This is a genomic window from Paenibacillus sp. FSL R10-2199 (assembly GCF_038000235.1).
Lineage (GTDB): Bacteria > Bacillota > Bacilli > Paenibacillales > Paenibacillaceae > Paenibacillus_AQ > Paenibacillus_AQ phytohabitans.
Genome location: NZ_JBBOBO010000001.1, coordinates 6,291,135 through 6,308,345, shown reverse-complemented (window position 1 = coordinate 6,308,345; position 17,211 = coordinate 6,291,135). Strand labels below are relative to the sequence as shown.

15 protein-coding genes are annotated in these 17,211 nt (G+C 49.0%); 8 read left to right on the top strand and 7 right to left on the bottom strand.

Features of this window, described 5'->3' with window-relative positions; genetic code table 11:
- Positions 1 to 16: 16 nt before the first annotated feature.
- Complete coding sequence (locus NYE33_RS27835) at positions 17 to 1,213, top strand: NADH:flavin oxidoreductase (protein ID WP_076244337.1); 1,197 nt, start codon at positions 17 to 19, stop codon at positions 1,211 to 1,213.
- 180 nt (positions 1,214 to 1,393) lie between these two features.
- Positions 1,394 to 1,882 carry an LURP-one-related/scramblase family protein gene (locus NYE33_RS27830; RefSeq protein WP_042135876.1) on the top strand — a complete coding sequence of 163 codons (489 nt, stop codon included), beginning with the start codon at positions 1,394 to 1,396 and terminating at the stop codon, positions 1,880 to 1,882.
- A gap of 14 nt (positions 1,883 to 1,896) precedes the next feature.
- Here NYE33_RS27830 and NYE33_RS27825 read toward each other — a convergent pair whose 3' ends face one another.
- On the bottom strand, positions 1,897 to 2,247 hold the full coding sequence (locus NYE33_RS27825; protein ID WP_042135878.1) for a hypothetical protein: 351 nt from the start codon (positions 2,245 to 2,247) through the stop codon (positions 1,897 to 1,899).
- A gap of 120 nt (positions 2,248 to 2,367) precedes the next feature.
- Here NYE33_RS27825 and NYE33_RS27820 point away from each other — a divergent pair, with 120 nt between their 5' ends.
- Complete coding sequence (locus tag NYE33_RS27820) at positions 2,368 to 2,742, top strand: hypothetical protein (RefSeq protein WP_076244342.1); 375 nt, start codon at positions 2,368 to 2,370, stop codon at positions 2,740 to 2,742.
- A 131-nt stretch (positions 2,743 to 2,873) separates the two neighbouring features.
- Here the strand turns inward: NYE33_RS27820 and NYE33_RS27815 are convergent, their stop codons facing one another.
- The 4 genes from NYE33_RS27815 to NYE33_RS27800 form a co-directional block, all read right to left on the bottom strand.
- Positions 2,874 to 4,085 (bottom strand): CynX/NimT family MFS transporter, encoded by a 1,212-nt coding sequence (locus NYE33_RS27815; protein ID WP_341068466.1) that lies wholly within the window; start codon positions 4,083 to 4,085, stop codon positions 2,874 to 2,876.
- A 224-nt stretch (positions 4,086 to 4,309) separates the two neighbouring features.
- Positions 4,310 to 4,876, bottom strand: a complete 567-nt coding sequence (locus NYE33_RS27810) for a helix-turn-helix domain-containing protein (protein WP_042135880.1) — start codon at positions 4,874 to 4,876, stop codon at positions 4,310 to 4,312.
- 88 nt (positions 4,877 to 4,964) lie between these two features.
- Complete coding sequence (locus NYE33_RS27805; protein ID WP_340841698.1) at positions 4,965 to 6,668, bottom strand: methyl-accepting chemotaxis protein; 1,704 nt, start codon at positions 6,666 to 6,668, stop codon at positions 4,965 to 4,967.
- Between the two features lie 215 nt (positions 6,669 to 6,883).
- Complete coding sequence (locus NYE33_RS27800) at positions 6,884 to 7,774, bottom strand: LysR family transcriptional regulator (RefSeq protein WP_336103247.1); 891 nt, start codon at positions 7,772 to 7,774, stop codon at positions 6,884 to 6,886.
- Positions 7,775 to 7,882: 108 nt separating this feature from the next.
- Here NYE33_RS27800 and NYE33_RS27795 point away from each other — a divergent pair, with 108 nt between their 5' ends.
- The 4 genes from NYE33_RS27795 to NYE33_RS27780 all read left to right on the top strand — a co-directional run bounded on the left by NYE33_RS27795 (position 7,883) and on the right by NYE33_RS27780 (position 13,462).
- Positions 7,883 to 9,181 (top strand): adenylosuccinate synthase, encoded by a 1,299-nt coding sequence (locus tag NYE33_RS27795; protein WP_341068463.1) that lies wholly within the window; start codon positions 7,883 to 7,885, stop codon positions 9,179 to 9,181.
- A gap of 106 nt (positions 9,182 to 9,287) precedes the next feature.
- Positions 9,288 to 10,781 (top strand): WG repeat-containing protein, encoded by a 1,494-nt coding sequence (locus tag NYE33_RS27790; RefSeq protein ID WP_341068461.1) that lies wholly within the window; start codon positions 9,288 to 9,290, stop codon positions 10,779 to 10,781.
- 259 nt (positions 10,782 to 11,040) lie between these two features.
- Positions 11,041 to 11,676 (top strand): hypothetical protein, encoded by a 636-nt coding sequence (locus NYE33_RS27785; RefSeq protein WP_341068459.1) that lies wholly within the window; start codon positions 11,041 to 11,043, stop codon positions 11,674 to 11,676.
- A gap of 262 nt (positions 11,677 to 11,938) precedes the next feature.
- The gene (locus NYE33_RS27780; protein WP_042135886.1) at positions 11,939 to 13,462 is read left to right on the top strand and encodes a carboxylesterase/lipase family protein; all 1,524 of its coding nucleotides are present in this window, start codon (positions 11,939 to 11,941) and stop codon (positions 13,460 to 13,462) included.
- A 26-nt stretch (positions 13,463 to 13,488) separates the two neighbouring features.
- Here the strand turns inward: NYE33_RS27780 and NYE33_RS27775 are convergent, their stop codons facing one another.
- Complete coding sequence (locus NYE33_RS27775) at positions 13,489 to 14,253, bottom strand: helix-turn-helix transcriptional regulator (protein WP_340946737.1); 765 nt, start codon at positions 14,251 to 14,253, stop codon at positions 13,489 to 13,491.
- A 79-nt stretch (positions 14,254 to 14,332) separates the two neighbouring features.
- On the bottom strand, positions 14,333 to 15,478 hold the full coding sequence (locus NYE33_RS27770) for a glycosyl hydrolase family 8 (protein ID WP_341068456.1): 1,146 nt from the start codon (positions 15,476 to 15,478) through the stop codon (positions 14,333 to 14,335).
- A 260-nt stretch (positions 15,479 to 15,738) separates the two neighbouring features.
- Here NYE33_RS27770 and NYE33_RS27765 point away from each other — a divergent pair, with 260 nt between their 5' ends.
- Entirely contained in the window at positions 15,739 to 17,166 is a 1,428-nt protein-coding gene (locus NYE33_RS27765) for a family 43 glycosylhydrolase (protein WP_341068454.1), read from the top strand.
- Positions 17,167 to 17,211: the final 45 nt, after the last annotated feature.

The following is a 17,211-nucleotide window of genomic DNA, read 5'->3' as shown; positions in this document are numbered from 1 at the left end:
AATGGGGGACTTACTCATGAGCAGGCAGCATTATAAGGTATATTCCGAAGGAAGAATCGGCAATCTCGTCATGAAAAACCGGCTGGTGCGCTCTGCTACAGGTGAGAGCCAAATGTCGACGGACGGGAGAATATCGCAATCGGTTCTGCAGGTGTACAAGGATCTGGCGCTGGGCGGAGTCGGAACCATCGTTACCGGCGCCATGGCGGCAACGCCGACGGCCAAAAGAACGGAGGGCCAATATTGCATCTACGATGACGAATTCATTCCCGAGGTAGCCAAAATCGCGCACACCGTTCATGAGACCGATCCGGACTGCATCGTCATCGCGCAGTTAAACCATCCCGGCCGGCAGGTGCATCACTATGTAACGGCGGACTGCATCGCGCCCTCGGCTGTGGAGTCTCCGATTCTGATCAAAAAAGCCCGGGAGCTGCAGCCGGAAGAAATCGGGCAAATCATCCGGTATTTCGCCAATGCGATTGTCCGGGTTCAAAAAGCCGGGTTCGACGGTGTGCAGTTTCATGCGGCGCACGGCTATTTGCTCAGCTCCTTCCTGTCCCCTTATACGAATCGGCGTACTGACAGGTACGGCGGTTCGGTGCAGAAGCGGGCGAACATTATCCGGGACATCGTTGCGCTGGCGAGAGAGGAAGTTGGAGACTTTCCGATCCTCATCAAGCTGAACTGCGACGATCACGTAGAAGGCGGCATTAACAAGGACAACTTCCCGGAGCTGCTGGACGAAATTGCAACGACCGGCGTCGACGCCATCGAGGTAAGCGGGGGCATGTGGGATTGTCTCGTCCGGTCCGAGGACGAATTAGGCTTTACACCGGTCCCGATTCCCGAAGCAAGAACGAAGATTGGCGGGCTTGCCAAGCAGTCGTATTATTATGATTATATCAAGGATATCCGTCTCTCCATTCCGCTTATCCTGGTAGGCGGACACCGTAATATCGAGCGGATGGAAGAGATCGCGCAGAACGGAAACGCCGATTTCCTGTCGCTGTGCCGTCCGCTTATTTCCGAGCCGGATTTGCCTAACCGCTGGCTGCACGGGGAAGGACTCACCAGGGCGGATTGTATTTCCTGTAACGCCTGCCTGCTTGTACTGCGTAAGGAATTTTGCTGTCCGTATAAGAAATACGGCAAATTGAAGGAGTTATATCTCGCGACGAACGCAGAGAATTGGAGGGAGACCTTCAAGTAGGCATCAAGCCCGGCCGGTGACTGAAATGCCTGAATGCCTGAGCCTGTTCATAGGGTTCAGGCTTTTTTTGTATACATGGGCGTATGTCAATGACTACATTGCTGGTTAATGTTAAATAGTTGCCTCATACTTATAGTATTCAGAAAACAATCAGACTCTATGACATAGGAGGAGACGGGGATGACGGAGCTTTTTATTAAGCAGAAGGTGTTCAGTCTAAGAGAGAAGTTTACGGTGAAGAATCAGCAGGAGCAGGATGTCTATTATGTAGAAGGCAGCTTTATGAGGATTCCTAAGACTTTCTCTATTATGAATACAGCAGATGAGGAAGTCGCATTGATTACCAAGAAGGTATTCAGCTTTTTACCGAAGTTTTTTGTGGAGGTGGACGGCCGGGAGGTGCTCACGATTAAGAAGGAATTTTCTTTCCTGAAAGCACGCTATACGATAGATTCGGCTGACATTGAGGTGCATGGGAATTGGTGGGACATGGATTTTCAGGTCATCCAACGCGGAGCCGTCATAGGTGAGGTCAACAAGAAGTGGTTCACCTGGGGCGATAGCTACAGTGTTCAAGTATTCAAAGAGGAGATGGAGGCCGTCATCATTGCGATTGTGGTCGCCATTGATTGTGTGAAGGCTGACGATGCCGCGGCTTCCCAGCAGTGATTATTACCGTGCAGTTATCTGAAAGCTTTTCTATACTCTCCTTCAATCTGGACAGCGATAACGGAAGCCTCGTCCTGGCCCTCAACTTCATAAAATGGACTCCCCTTCGGGGCAATGGTTGAATCGCCATCCTGCTCCGGCAAGGATTTGTCCGGGTCGATGTACCTTTTTACAGTTCCGATTTCTTTGCCTATCCGCTCTGCTGCGATTGTGTCATCAGTAACTACGTAGGCTTTGTTATTCCATACAATAACTGGTGGGTAGGGAAGTACGGGATATTCGGTAGTGTTATCCTTAAGCGAACACCCTTGAAATATAATGATGAATACAATCAAGATGAAGGTTTTTTTTGAAATTTCATCCACCCACTTGTCTATTATTGAGAGTGATTACCAAATATTTTACGCGTTAACTTCAGAAACAGGAGATCAGGAAGCAGTGACAGCCGAACGTTGTGAAGTGAACTCACTGAAAGGGTGGACTAGATGAGTTTGACAGTTAGTTTAATTGAAAAAAGAGGTATATTAATAGATACTAATCTCCTGGAAGCTCAGGTACCAGCACCACACAATGATTTATTTGGTTTCGAGTCATGCAGAAAAACGCTCTGGGGAAATGAATTAATTAGTGAACTTGGGTGTGAATTAGTACATTCTTTAAAAGATACAGATATTTATGTATTTAATGAGGAGATAGAAAAGCTGAAAAGTGAATTCCTCATTTTGCTAGATAATTTAGATATTATAAGCCAACACACTGACTATATTAAAGACTTTATTGAATTCAGAATAAGAAATGCGCTGGAAATGATAAAGGTAGCACTTCATGAAAAAGATAAGGTTGGAGTTTGGATTGGGTAGCTATGAGTGATAAAGCAATGATTACCAGCTACAAAGCATATTTAGCGGCAGCCATGGATGTAATAATATCCTTGACTGCCGCTGTTTTTTTGAGCTAATGTTCTACGTGCTGTACATCCTTGTGGCCGCCATTAACCACGTTGACTTGACTTGCTGCCTACAAAACGGTTACTTGCTGCTCCTATGCCGACTATGAAGAGTAGGACTGAAACTCCAAGCAGAATGAAGAGCGGCAGGTTCCAGCTGTTTGTGGCATCATGCAGATAACCGATAAGGGCAGGGCCGATTGCGGCAAGTAAGTATCCGACCGATTGGGCCATGCCTGACAGTTCTGCTGCCTGATGCGCGTTATGAGTACGTAACCCGAAAAACATCATGGATAAGCTAAAGGCGAAGCCTCCGCCAATTCCGAGTATTATAATCCACAACAAAATGATATTGGAGCTTCCATAAAGCATTCCTAGCGTTCCTGTCAAAAGTAAAATGGTTGTGATGACCACCAGGGAACGCTGGTTTGACATACGCCCGGCTATAACAGGGACAATAAAGGTAAAGGGAAGCAGCGCTAATTGCATAATTGAGAGATACCATCCTGATTGGTTTAAGTCAATGCCTTGCTGTTGTAGAATTTCAGGCAACCAAGCGATCAGTACATAGAAAATCATGGACTGCGTACCCATAAACAGCGTCACTTGCCACGCAAGAGGTGAACGCCAGACATTCACATCATTGCCAGCCTGCTGTTGGCCCGTCAGGGTTGTTTGCTTCGTATGATTTCTCATTTGAGGTAACCAGCAAAGAATCGATATGAAGCTTAGGATTCCCCATATTCCCAAGGACCCCTGCCATTTGAAACCAGCATCCGCGGCTAGCGGTACACTGATTCCCGATGCGACGGCTCCGGATAAACTCATTGAAATTGCAAAAATACCAGTCATGGAACCGATTTTGTGAGGAAAATTACGTTTGATTAGACTCGGTAATAATACATTACAAACCGCAATGGCGAATCCGAGAATTGCTGTTCCAATATACAGATTTACAGCGCCAGATAAAGAACGTACTCCAATACCAACAGTCAAAAAGATCAGGGCAATCAAGATTAAAAGTTCTACTCCATGCTTCCGTCCCAGTTTTGGGACTAGAGGCGATAATAAAGCAAAGGTAAGCAGAGGTACCGTTGTTAAGAGGCCCGCTAAAGTATTGGAAATATGAACGTCATCCCTTATAAGGCTTACTAAAGGACCGACTGAGGTTAAGGGAGCACGTAAATTAGCTGCAATAATGATAATGCCGAGTATTAGCAGCCCAATAGATGATGGTGAATTTTTTTTATTCGGCATTCTTCATTCTCCTACCAGAACAGTATAGTATAATATCCGCGCGGACAACGAAAGTATAATATAATATATTAAAATTGACAATAAGTATTTTATAATTAACGATTTTAAGGAATTTAATTCCTGAATATTTAAAATTATTACATTCGTTAAAAACAAAAATGCAACGCTGCGTTCCCATATATAAATGGAATACAGAGTTGCATATTGTAGTGGGGCTTTGAATTTTAGAAACCATATTTCAAGGCTATATGGAGTACTGTTTCGCTATTCGTATTATTGGTATAAGAGTGAGGACTATCTGCACGAAAACTGATTGTATCATATTGATTCAAGGTGTAACGCTCTCCATTGACCTGAATTTCAATAGAACCCGTCATTACTGTTGCAATTTCAGTTGTATTTACATGATGACCTTCAGGATGGTACGAACTATTAGGGTTTAAATAAGCCCGGCACATTTCAATATCGTTGCTGGCATTTTTGAAGACGGGCTCTATGCTCCAATTCTTATTGTCATTCGAAAACCGGAGCCCTTCGCCTGCCCGGTACAAGCTGACGGGGTCCTCTGATTTGAACAAAGCCAACAGCGGTAATGAGATGCCCTTTGAAATTTTCCATATCATCGCCAGAGTCGGATTGGTCTCTCCGCGTTCGATATTACCCAGAGTAAGTTTGCTTACGCCCGTTGATTCTGCTAAATCCTCCAGACTCATGTTTTTTTCTTTTCTGTACCTTTTCAAGGCACTGCCGATTTGTAATACAAGTTGTTTTGATTCATCGATTTCATCCATTGGATATTCACCTCAACAAATAACTGTATAGCTAGTATATTGTTTATTCTGACTCTTTTCCATACGAGCAGTATTTGATGGTGACTATCTACACTTTAAATTTGTTGATCTGTCCCTGCAATTCTTCTGCCATCTTAGAGAGGAATTCTGCCGACGCTGCAATCTCTTCCATGGAAGCGAGCTGTTCCTCGGTTGCAGCAGATACATTATGAACCCCGCCGGATGCTTCCCCGGCAATGCTGGAGATCTGGCTTATATATCCGACCACTTCATCTGCGCTGGCTGACATTTCTTCTGAACCGGCAGTTACTCCCTGAATGTCATCAGCGACCCTGTTCACGGCTTCATAGATATGCTCGAATGCTTCTCCAGCCGCTGTAACAATCTCAATTCCGGCTTCGGTTTCATTGCTGTTTACCTTCACAGCCAGGATTGCATGGTTCGTATCATTCTGAATCAGCTGGACAAGATCGGTAATTTTTTGCGCGGATTTCGAGGATTCCTCGGCTAGTTTACGTACTTCTCCGGCTACAACAGCGAAGCCCCGGCCGTGTTCCCCTGCACGCGCAGCCTCGATAGCCGCATTCAATGCGAGCAGATTGGTCTGACTTGCGATAGTATTAATTACCCCGGTAATACTGCCAATCTCAGCAGAGCGTTCCCCCAGACCGGTAACCAGCTCGGTCAGTGAGGATATGGAAGTACGGACGGAGCCCATTTGGTCCACTGCCTGCCGGATAACCTTGTTGCCTTCAGCCGATTGATTGGCGGCATCTACAGCGAGTACGGATACGCTCTGGGCAAGGAGGGCGATCTGCTCCGAACCATCGGCCATCTCGCTCATTGCCTGTGAAGAATTATTCACCATCTTCACCTGATTAGAAGTACCAGAGGCTAGTTCCTCGACGGTTTCGGAGATTTGCTCGGAGGCTTTCGTATTTTGCTCTGCACTCGCCAGCAATTCTTCCGAAGAAGCGGCTACCTGCTCGGAAGTCATGGAGACGGATTGAATCATCGCCCGCAAGTTACCAGTCATGGTATTGAAGGAGGCAGCCAATGTACCGAGCTCATCCTTGTTTTTAAGTGTGATGGTTTCACCGGTTAGATCCCCGTTCGCTATAAGCAACGCCGAAGCATTCATTTTCTGAATGGGTCTTGATATCATGGCTGCAATGAAGAAGGCTATAAATAAGGCAATCAGGAAGGAAATAATCGTCACCGCCAAAATGATAATGAATGCACGATTGGCCTCTGACAGTGAATCTTTTGTAGCCTGTCCCGATAAATCACTGCCCATGGCAATTAACTGAGCGAGTGTGTCATTGGCTGTATACCATAACGGGTAAGCCTCTGTATGCAGCCTGCTGGCATCCTCAAAGTTGTTAGCTAACCCAAATTCGATAAAGGCAGGCATTTTCGCCATATAGGCATCATAGTTGGTGCTGAAGGCATCATACATTACCATCGCTTCGTCACTGCCCTCAATGAGGGTAAACAGCTGTTTGCGCTCATCCTCAATTTTGACTTTGAGCTGCTCCAAAGCTTCATTCATCTTCGCAATTTCACTCAGATCCGTCTCAACGATGACGGCAAGAGCCAGCCGCTCCACATCTGAAATGTCACCATTCATCATGCCAAGTAAGCTGACGCTCGGCATCCACTCCTGATCGATTTCCTCGGAGGTTTCGGACATTACATAGATCTGATTTAAGGCATAGGTGCTTACGAAGGCGAGCAGTGCAACCACAACCAGAAATCCCATCAATAATTTCATGCGAATCGTCAACTTCATGCTCCCCAACAGGTTTCTCTGTGTGTCTTTCATGTTTCCCACTCCTCAATATGCTGCGCAAAAATAGGTGTCAAATGTATATCGACAGCTTTTGGCATTAATTGAAGATATGAAAATTATAATCATACAAATTTAATGTAATTTCCTGCGTAACAAAGGGAGACACGGAGTGGAAGATTGGATTATGATTGCCTACCCGATTTGCCTGAACGTATTCAGGTCATTCTAGGTAATAGCTCTAAGAAAGCCCGGGTCGCCGAAGATAGAGGGACTCCCCGCAGCGTCGCAATCCCGATCCGCCGTTCAGGAATCGGTGGCTTCAAAGGGATTTCAAAGAGCTTACCGGACTTCAGCTCCTCGGTGATGTAATTCCGCACGACAAAAGCAAGACCAAATCCGCTGCTGGCGAATTGCACGAGAAGATCCACGCTTCCCAGCTCGAATTCAGGCTCCAGCTTTACTCCACATGAAGCGGCATAATGATCCAGATAACGTCTTGTGCTGCTTCCCGGCTCCAGGATCAGCAGAGGATAGTGATGGAGGGCTTCGATGGCAAGCGGGCCTTCTGCCGCCAAATTCTGAAAGTCCTTTCCCCCGACAAGACTGTCCTGGATCGGTTGGCTCTCGTAGAATTCGACCTGTTTGTCAGAGGCAGGCAGACTGACTATACCGAAGTCGATTTTTCCTTCCTTAAGCAGCGTTATTGTCTCTGGTGTCGTCCGGTTAGTGACCCGGATTCTGATCCGGGGGTGCAGGGCATGAAACTGCTCCAGATACGGTAACAGGAAATATTTGCACAACGTGTCACTTGCCCCGATTGCGATTTCTCCGCTGTTCAAGTTATTCATCTCTGCAAGGGCCTTTTCTCCGATATCTACGAAATTGAAAGCCTGCTCCAGGTAATGAAACAGTACCTCGCCTTCCTTGGTCAAGATGACTCCTTTAGCAGTGCGGAAGAACAACTGTCCACCAAGGGAGTTCTCCAGCTGTTTAATGGTATGGCTGACAGCCGGTTGAGTGATATGAAGATGCTCTGCTGCCCGCGATAAGCTGCCAGTTCTGGCAATCCAATAAAAGACTCGGTACCATTCCAAATTGATAGACATTCATATTACCTCTCTTTATACCTAGTATTACTAATATGCATTATTCTAATATACTTTGCTTAGATTATCATTAGTTTTGTAAGCAAATTAGGATTGGAGGCTATGAATATGACAGTAACAGCAATCGTGGGTGCAAATTGGGGAGATGAGGGCAAGGGGAAGGTGACGGACATGATGGCAGCTGCTTCATCTTATGTGGTGAGATATCAAGGCGGAAGCAATGCAGGACATACGATAATTAATCCTTTCGGGAAATTCGCGCTGCGGATGCTTCCTTCCGGGGTTTTCTATTCCAATGTGGTGAATGTTATCGGCCCCGGAGTGGCTGTGGATATCGAAGTGCTGCTGCATGAACTGGAATCATTAACCGTTAGAGGAGTCCCGGCCCCTCAATTACGAATATCGGAGAGAGCCCAAATTGTACTGCCAGTGCACCGGTTGCTGGACGAGCTCGAAGAGAACCGGTTAGGAGGCCGCAGCTTCGGTTCGACGAAACGCGGGATTGCCCCGTTCTATTCCGATAAATATGCAAAGCTTGGAATTCAAATCTCCGGCTTATTCAACAAGGCTTATCTTCGTGAACGTTTGGAAAATCTGTTGGAGAGTAAAAATATACTGCTCCGGCATCTTTATGGACAGTCAACGATTCAGGTAGAGGAGTGGTTAGCCAAGTTAAGCGAGCAGGCAGAGGCTATCGCTCCTTACCTGTGCGATACAACAGCGTTGTTGCATAATGCCTATCGGAATGGAGAAGGGATTCTGCTGGAAGGACAGCTTGGGGCGCTTAGAGATCCTGACCATGGGATATATCCTTTCACGACTTCATCCTCTACACTTGCCGGATATGCTTCAGTAGGGGCCGGGCTTCCGCCGTATTCGATTGAGAAGATCGTAGCGGTAACAAAGGCTTATTCCAGTTGCGTCGGTGCAGGGCCATTCGTTGTGGAAATGGAAGACAGCAAAGGCGATGAGCTTCGAAGCCGGGGTGGAGATGCCGGTGAGTACGGAGCGGTAACAGGACGGCCTAGGAGAGTAGGCTGGTTTGATGCGGTCGCGACGCGATATGGCTGCAGAATCCAGGGAGCAACCAGCGTAGCGCTTACAAACCTGGATGTCCTGGGTTATTTAGATGAGATTCCGGTATGTGTGGGATACGAGATCGGGGGGGAAGTCGTAGACGAATTCCCTTACCAGGATAAGTTAAGCCTGGCCAAACCCGTATATAAACAGTTTCCGGGCTGGAAATGCGATATATCGCAGATTACAAAGCTGGAAGGCTTACCGGAAGCCGCAAGAGATTATATCGATTATATAGAATCAGAACTGGGAGTGGGGATTACGACGGTATCTGTCGGCCCGAACCGGGAGCAGGTTATCCTCCGCCAGTCACAGGTGCATAGAGGGTAGGCTAATCCGGAGTATTGCAGCTCAGCAACTAATTCACAATACTCGCGTCTAAAAGAATAGATTCCAGTATCATCCATTCGGAGCATTTCACAGGGGGATTTATTCTATGTACTCACATCGTTCGTTTATTCAGAATCACCGGCTGGCGGCAGTTTTGGCAGCGGGTTTGTTCGCGCTGGCCGCTTTCTTCGGGCTTGGCAGCGCATATGCCCATGCGGACCGCTGGGAGGTGTTTGACCAGGGCGAGCATTTATTTTTTCCGGAGGGGCCAATTGAGATTGACGGAGTGGTTATGGTGCCCCTGCGCCCGATAGCGGAGCGGTTTGGCTATACCTTTGTGTCCGTAAGCAATAAGGAAATTGTGCTTAAGAATGCGGAAGGGCACAGAGCCGTAGTCCGGCTGGGCACCAAAACAGCTTTGCTCGATTATGACGGCGGTTCGAAAACGCAGCTGATGGCGCAGATTCCCCGCAACTACAACGGTGCATGGTTTATTGATCTGGCGCTGGCAGGAGCCATGGGCGGTCAAGGACACTCTACAGTTCCCGGGACAAATCTGATTCAGCTTCGTCCCGTGTCAGGCGATGCCCAGGAGCAGCTGGAGCAGAAGTATTGGTTCAACTTCATGGATAAGGGCAAAACGGTATTTGTTAATAATCAGGGGCAGGAGCAACTACGGACTTCCAATACTCCGGTGTATGACTTTGGTTATGAAGAACTGCTTCCGGTGAAGACATCCGCCTATACGGCTGGTTTCATGAACCGGGCAGGAGAACTGGTGTTAGATACGCCGCATTATCAAGTGGGACAGTTCTATGAGGGGCTGGCCTGGTTCAAGGATATGGTCAAGACGGGAAGCGGCGGCTTTTCAGTGAAAATGGGCTTTATGAACCGTGCAGGCAAGATCGTCATTCCGGCAATCTACAGCCGTGTGTATGATTTCTCGGATGGGCTCGCGAAGGTAGCCGGAGGCAAAACCTTTTACATCGACCACAGTGGAAAAATAGTTATACCAGGCGTATCCGGGCTGCAGAATAGCGAGTCGTTCTCGAATGGTCTGGCGCTCGTTACTGTACGTACCACAAGCGGCGGTAAAAGCGTCATCCGGACCGGCTTTATCGACAATAAAGGGAATTGGGCAATCAAGCCAATCTATGACTCTGCGAGTTCGTTCTCCGAAGGCGTTGCTACCGCGGCATTGAACGGCAAAAGCGGTCTCCTCGATACCAAAGGAAAGTTGATTCTGAAGCCTGAATTCAGTACTGGTAATGGGTTCGTAGGGCAGTTCCATGACGGTTATATTGTGCTGACGCTGAGCGGGGGCGAACACGATTACAAGCAGCGGCTTGTTGATGCTAATGGGAATATTATTGCTATTCCGGGTGCCGAGCAAATTAATGGTTATGGCGATGGCATGATTTCTTATAAGGACGGCGGGTACGGCTTCAAAAATGTGGCAGGTGATGTGATCGTAAAGCCTGCTTTCTCAGAGGTACGGGATTTCAAAGCCGGAGCAGGCAAAGGGTTCACAAATATCAACAATGAACAATCCGCATGTCTGATCAATAAAGCAGGAGAAATCGTCTGGAGTAGAGAATAAAGGTCGTATATCCTTATATTTGAAAGGGAAGATGACTTTGGAAACAGGCGGCGTTCGCCCGGGTAAGCTCAATGCGATAGTGTATGTATTATTTGGTTTGCAGCTTCTGTTCACTCTTTTCAGTAACCGGTTTTATAGCTTTATCGCTTATATCGACAACAACCAAAGTTCTAGCGGTAGTATGGCTGGCTTAATATCGATAGTAGCAGCCATAGCTGCAGTTGTATGCGTGATATGGTTTGGGAGAAGGCATAGTCTGGTGCTGATGTTTCTGTCCGTGGAGCTGATATCTATTCTGTACCAGCTATGCCTGCACCCGTCGCAGATTCTACGGCCAACCAATCTGATCTATACAGTGGTTGTCAGCGTGCTGACGGTATTGTTTCTGGTTAAACTGCCGCCGGCAGAACCTGAAGAACCGGCCGGGAAGACGGAGCAGGAGAGCGTCAAATTGTCTTCCGGCAGTAACCATGATTCCGGCCCAGTGGTAACCGCTAAGCTAGGTATGATTATGCTCTATATTCTGGCGGCGGTACCAGTTCTGTACAATATTTATTCCAAGTCTGGCGGTTATGAATATACAATGCTGGTGGGTCCGTATCTGAAGTTGTCCTACTTCTTTGTCATTCTCAGTGTTATTTATTTATTCATCACGAATACATATTTGCAGGATCATTTGAAGGTGATTCTTACACTCATTGTTGTTTTTACCCTTATAAAATTCGTACTGCCGCTGTTGTATTTCATACCGGGCATCAATTATATCACTTTCTATGCCGGATACTATCTGGTTTACATTCTTCTTGCCGTTCTAATTATCGCTCCGGTCTACACGCTGCTGCGGGGAAGACGGCTGCCGCTGCTGTCCCGGCTGGCAGATCGAATATCTTTTTAAGCGGCGGATTTCCGGAATAACCACTTCCTCAGCAAAATCTCCTCACGGAAGCCAAACGCACGAAGACATCTGTAAGATGTTCTTACGCGCCGGCTTACCCGTTGGGGGATTTTTTTGTGGAGCCATAAACTCTGATTCACTCGAATGTTAGAATACATCAAATATGATTTGGCTTAGATCATTGTTTTAGATGGGGCGGTAAATTAGAATTTCAAGTATAAGTTAATGAAAACGAATTCATCTTCACAAAGGAGCCGGTAACATGCTTAGAATAGTAAAAGTCGAAAACGGGACAGTCCAGGGACTGCCGGCAGCCGATCCCCGGATTACAAGCTTCAAGGGGATACCCTTCGCTGCTCCGCCTATAGGCGACAACCGCTGGCGGGCGCCGCAGCCGGCTGCAGACTGGGAGGGTGTGCTGCATGCTTACCAGTTCGCAGCGGTCTCCATGCAGGTGAGGCAAGAGCTGGATGATAATAACATCTATACCCGCGAATGGGCCGTAGAACCGGACATCGCAATGAGCGAGGATTGTCTGTACCTGAACGTATGGACACCAGCTAAACTTCCGGACGAGAAGCTCCCCGTATACGTATGGTATTTTGGCGGAGGCCTGCAGGTAGGCCATCCGGCTGAGATGGAATTTGACGGTGAACGTATTGCACGCAGAGGCATAGTGGTAGTGACAATCAACTACCGCCTGAATGCCTTCGGATTTCTTTGCCATCCGGAAATAACAGCGGAAGCGCCGGAGGCGCCCGCCAACTTTGGCAACCTCGATCAACAGGCAGCGACCCGCTGGGTGAAGCGCAATATTGCGGCATTCGGAGGCGATCCGGACAATATCACCATCGGCGGACAGTCAGCCGGCGGCGGGAGTGTCATGAGCCAGCTCACTTCACCACAGAACGAAGGTCTATTTCAGAGGGCGATTGTTGAAAGCGGGATTTTCACAAAGCTGTATCCGGGAACCCTGCTGCCTCCTCACCGCAGTGATCTGCATGAGGCTGAGCATGACGGTACCCGGTTCTTCAATTACCTGGGCGTATCCTCACTTGCAGAAGCCCGGCAGCTGGATGCGGTCTATCTTCGGGACAAGGCCGTAGAGTACGGGGGATTCTGGGGCACGGTTGCTGACCAGAGATTCCAGACAGGCAACCCGTTCGAATTGTTTCTTCAGAACAAGCGCTTGAAGGTACCGGTAATGCTGGGTCATACCTCCTCGGAGTTCTTTAGTACCCCGGACGCCGGGACATTCGACGAGCTCAAGAAGCTGGCCGCAGACATGTTCGGTGAGGATGCCGGTACATTCCTCGAGCTTTGCGGAGATCAGACCGTTCCAATAGAGGAAGCCAGACAGAGAGCTTCGGTTAGCGGAATAGAATATGCGATTCGCATTGCTGCGCGGGCCAATGCCGACACCGGCAGCGAAACTCCGCTTTACTATTATAATTTCGATGCTGAAATACCGGGCTGGGATAATCCCGGCACCTTCCACTCTGTGGATCTCTGGTTCTTCTTCGAGACGCTCGCCAAATGCTGGAGGCCTTTTACCGGCAAGCATTATGATTTGGCCCGGCAGATGTGCAATTATTGGGCCCATTTCATCCGTTCCGGTGACCCGAACGGCCCAGACTCCACAGGAGCGGAATTACCCCGGTGGGAACCGTATACCCCGGACGCGCCGTACGGGATGCTGTTTGCAGACAAGGCGGAGTTTTCCCGACAACAACCGGAGGCCATGATGAATTTCCTTGTTCAGCAATATTTCAGGAACCGCGAATAAACCGGTTTGATTGAAGAGCTCCAATTCTAGCGTTTAGCCTGCTTCTGGAAATTTCTCGGTGTATGCCCGGTCATTTGCTTGAATTGCCGGCAGAAGTGTTCCACATTCTGATATCCGCACCTTGAAGCCACATCGGCAATGCTCTGGGCATTGTGAATGAGGTATTCCTTCGCCATACGGATCCGGCTGCTGATGACATCATCCATGCAGGAGATTCCGAATGTTTTTTTGTAAATATTCTGAAGATAGCCCGGGCTAATGAGGAGAAAATCAGCCATTTTTGAAACGGTCCAGTAATCCCCGGGGTTGCTCTGAATAGCCGTGCGCAGCTTCAGCAATTTGTAATATTGAGGTGTAATATTATCCTGGAAATAGGATTCCCACAGTTTGTTGAATAAGGTCCGGAGCAGATAATCGATGGAGGATTCTTTGCAATTCCGGTTGAAATTGTGTTCGCTGACCATCAGCTCAAGCAGCTTTTGGCAGTAGTCAGGGTCACTTAACGCAAAGGGCACACCAAAAGGAAGCGGAGATTCCGTGATATAAGGTTCATCGGATTCGAAGCGGATCCAGTCATTGACGAATTGACCGGCGCTGGCCCGGTAATAGACTTTTTGCTGTGGACGATAGAGGATTACATTGTGAGCGGGATAGAGCTTAAGTCCGCCATGTACCCAGAACTCTGCTGGAGTCTTGGTAATAACAAGCAGCCAATGAGAGCCTTCGGGAACATCAATAACAAAATTACCGGCGTGTGAAGTATTACACTCAACATAGTGTATAAGGGCCATCGCGTTCTCCTCCAGGCAGACATGGCGTACTAGCATAGCAAATACAAGAACCCGCCCCTGTCAGGAGCGGGTTCCCTGTCTATCTATAAATCCGGTAGTTTCCGCTCAGCGCCAGCATAGTGAAGAAGTACAGGCAGTTGTCGTAATACCGGCGCTCCCCTGTACGAAGCGGCGTATGCCAGAACAGCTTGACGAAAGGCCCGGCATCCGGTCCATCGGCTGCAAGCGAGGCCATACCCAGTGTAGCCAGCAGGCCGACCGGATGCAGGGAAAGCTCGTCAAACGGCTGCCCGTCAATGGTATAACGCCGGTAATCCTCAGGCTTGGTGTCACGGAAGAACGCCTGAATCCGGTTAGACTGCTCCACCTGCCAAGGGTCACAGCGGAACCATTCATAGTCCAGCCCGATGTTGGCGGCGACCCGGTATGCATCGCTGAAGAAGTGGCGGAAGTCACCGTGCGGCTGGGGTTCAGCCGGAGTCCCGTCATAATTGGCGTATTCCGGCGACAGGCCGGTTTCGGGATGGCAGGCCTTATGCAGATAGGCTCTGCTTTGGGCTGCCGCATCCCTCCAGAATGCCCGGTCCGCTTCATCTGCCTGCAGAGCGAATAAATCATAGAAATGCGGCAAATGGTAGGAAGGGTCGCTGAAGGGGGTCTCGGGAATGAACTTAATCAGCCGGGTTGCAGGGTCCCACATGGGATCGCCTTCTCCGTCTTCGCCTTTGTGTACACAGGCGCGGAGAATGATTCTGGCCTGCCCGGAATAGTTGAACGGCTCGGGGCCGTCGCCCCAGCGCGCCGATGCAAAGAACAGCGCCATGGCGAAGAACTCTTCACCGTCCGGCGCCGGACCGGGAGACAGCCGCGTGCCGTCCAGCTTGCAGTGCCAGGCAAAATAATCCTTGTAACGGCCTTCCGTATGCTGCATATAGACCTTGGCGAACTTCCAGAGCCGGTCGAATTCCTCCTTTTTATCCATTTGAACCGCCATCATCATCCCGTAGGACATGCCTTCGGTACGCACATCGGTATTGCCGGTATCTACGATATATCCCTTATCGTCACCCATAGGATGGTAGATTCGGACCCCGGGAGCGCCGTAGAAAAGCTCGTTCCACGTATCTTCAAGCCTCTGAGCAATGGCCTCTGGCGACAGGCCGTTCTCAAGGAACAGGTTTCTGTATTTTCCCGTATAAAAGGAGCCTTCTGTGAAAAAATTCATAACAATCCTCCAATGGATAGCATTTTGCCCAAAGTATAACATAACCGGCAGTATAGAAATTAAAGCGTTTTCCTTGAAATTTATAGGTGAGTCCGGCCGCGTCCAATCATCTAAGGATAGATCAATCTTAGGTGTCTATATGTCATGGACTTCGCTAAAGCGGCTTCTCTATACTGAAAGGGATAGGGACATACAGGTGACGGTGCTGGCGTAGCCCGACATATCCAGGTATATAACGAACAACTAGGGGGACAACAGAAATGACGCAACAACAGGGATTCAATCCGTATCTGCCATCCTGTGAATACATTCCGGATGCTGAACCTTATGTATTTGAAGGCAGAGTGTATGTGTATGGCTCACATGACCGGTTTAACGGACACGCCTTCTGTCTGAACGACTATGCCTGCTGGTCTGCTCCTGAGGACAATCTGGCCGATTGGCAGTATGAAGGTGTGATCTACCGGACTACGGATGACCCGCTGAACCCGGAAGGCAGCATGTGCCTCTATGCACCGGATGTGACGAAGGGGCCGGACGGACGGTATTATCTCTACTATGTACTGGACAAGGTTCCTGTCGTATCGGTGGCTGTCTGCGGCAAGCCGGGCGGCAAATATGAATTCTACGGCTATGTAACCTACGGTGACGGTACGCGTCTGGGCGAACGGGAAGGCGACGAGCCGCAGTTTGATCCGGGGGTATTGACCGAAGGAGACACCACCTACCTGTACACCGGCTTCTGCGGATACGGGGACAAGTCCAGACACGGCGCCATGGCTACCGTGCTGGGTCCCGATATGCTTACGATTATTGAGGAGCCTGTGTTCGTAGCGCCGAGTCAGCCTTACAGCGGGGGGACAGGATTTGAAGGCTATGAGTTCTTCGAGGCCCCGTCTATCCGCAAAAGAGGGGATATCTACTACCTGATCTATTCTTCGATCTCGATGCATGAGCTGTGTTATGCGACCAGTAAGCATCCGACCCGGGATTTCGTCTATCAGGGAGTCATTGTAAGCAATTGCGACCTGCATATTGATACGTATAAGCCTGCGGACCAGCCGATGTATTATGGCGGCAATAACCACGGCAGTATCGTAGAGGTTAATGGAGAATGGTATATCTTCTACCACCGCCATACCAACGGGACAGCATTCTCCCGCCAGGGCTGCATTGAGCGGATTGAATTCCGCGCAGACGGCACGATCCCCCAGGTGGAGATGACCTCCTGCGGTCCGAACGGAGGCCCGCTCCAAGGAAGCGGCGAATATCCGGCCTATCTGGCCTGCCATTTGTTCTGCAAGGATCAGGAGATGTACACCGGAGGCTTCGGCCCGATTGGTGCCTGGATGGACAGCCGGTTCCCGAAGATTACCCAGGACGGCAGGGATGGCGATGAAGAGACCGGCTATATTGCCAATATGACCGATTCTGCTACCGCCGGATTTAAATATTTCAAGTGTGAAGGGGTTACCCGGGTCTCCATTAAGGTGCGCGGTTATTGCCACGGCGAGTTCGAGGTGAAAGCGGCCTGGGACGGCCCGGCACTCGGACGTATCCCGGTAGGGTTCACGAATGTCTGGAAAGAATACACTGCGGAAGTGGCGATTCCGGACGGCGTTCAGGCGCTGTATTTCACGTACACCGGCAACGGCGGCGCCCAGCTTGCTTCGTTTACGCTGGAATAACCCGGAGAATATGCTGAATATGGCTTGATGCACAAGCAGCACTTG

What these genes read in the sequence shown, in the direction of transcription:
- NYE33_RS27770 (WP_341068456.1), bottom strand. Translation starts at nt 15,478, where the DNA reads ATGAATTTTTTCACAGAAGGCTCCTTTTATACGGGAAAATACAGAAAC.
- NYE33_RS27765 (WP_341068454.1), top strand. Translation starts at nt 15,739, where the DNA reads ATGACGCAACAACAGGGATTCAATCCGTATCTGCCATCCTGTGAATAC.
- NYE33_RS27775 (WP_340946737.1), bottom strand. Translation starts at nt 14,253, where the DNA reads ATGGCCCTTATACACTATGTTGAGTGTAATACTTCACACGCCGGTAAT.
- NYE33_RS27795 (WP_341068463.1), top strand. Translation starts at nt 7,883, where the DNA reads ATGACAGTAACAGCAATCGTGGGTGCAAATTGGGGAGATGAGGGCAAG.
- NYE33_RS27835 (WP_076244337.1), top strand. Translation starts at nt 17, where the DNA reads ATGAGCAGGCAGCATTATAAGGTATATTCCGAAGGAAGAATCGGCAAT.
- NYE33_RS27815 (WP_341068466.1), bottom strand. Translation starts at nt 4,085, where the DNA reads ATGCCGAATAAAAAAAATTCACCATCATCTATTGGGCTGCTAATACTC.
- NYE33_RS27790 (WP_341068461.1), top strand. Translation starts at nt 9,288, where the DNA reads ATGTACTCACATCGTTCGTTTATTCAGAATCACCGGCTGGCGGCAGTT.
- NYE33_RS27805 (WP_340841698.1), bottom strand. Translation starts at nt 6,668, where the DNA reads ATGAAGTTGACGATTCGCATGAAATTATTGATGGGATTTCTGGTTGTG.
- NYE33_RS27820 (WP_076244342.1), top strand. Translation starts at nt 2,368, where the DNA reads ATGAGTTTGACAGTTAGTTTAATTGAAAAAAGAGGTATATTAATAGAT.
- NYE33_RS27780 (WP_042135886.1), top strand. Translation starts at nt 11,939, where the DNA reads ATGCTTAGAATAGTAAAAGTCGAAAACGGGACAGTCCAGGGACTGCCG.
- NYE33_RS27800 (WP_336103247.1), bottom strand. Translation starts at nt 7,774, where the DNA reads ATGTCTATCAATTTGGAATGGTACCGAGTCTTTTATTGGATTGCCAGA.
- NYE33_RS27830 (WP_042135876.1), top strand. Translation starts at nt 1,394, where the DNA reads ATGACGGAGCTTTTTATTAAGCAGAAGGTGTTCAGTCTAAGAGAGAAG.
- NYE33_RS27810 (WP_042135880.1), bottom strand. Translation starts at nt 4,876, where the DNA reads ATGGATGAAATCGATGAATCAAAACAACTTGTATTACAAATCGGCAGT.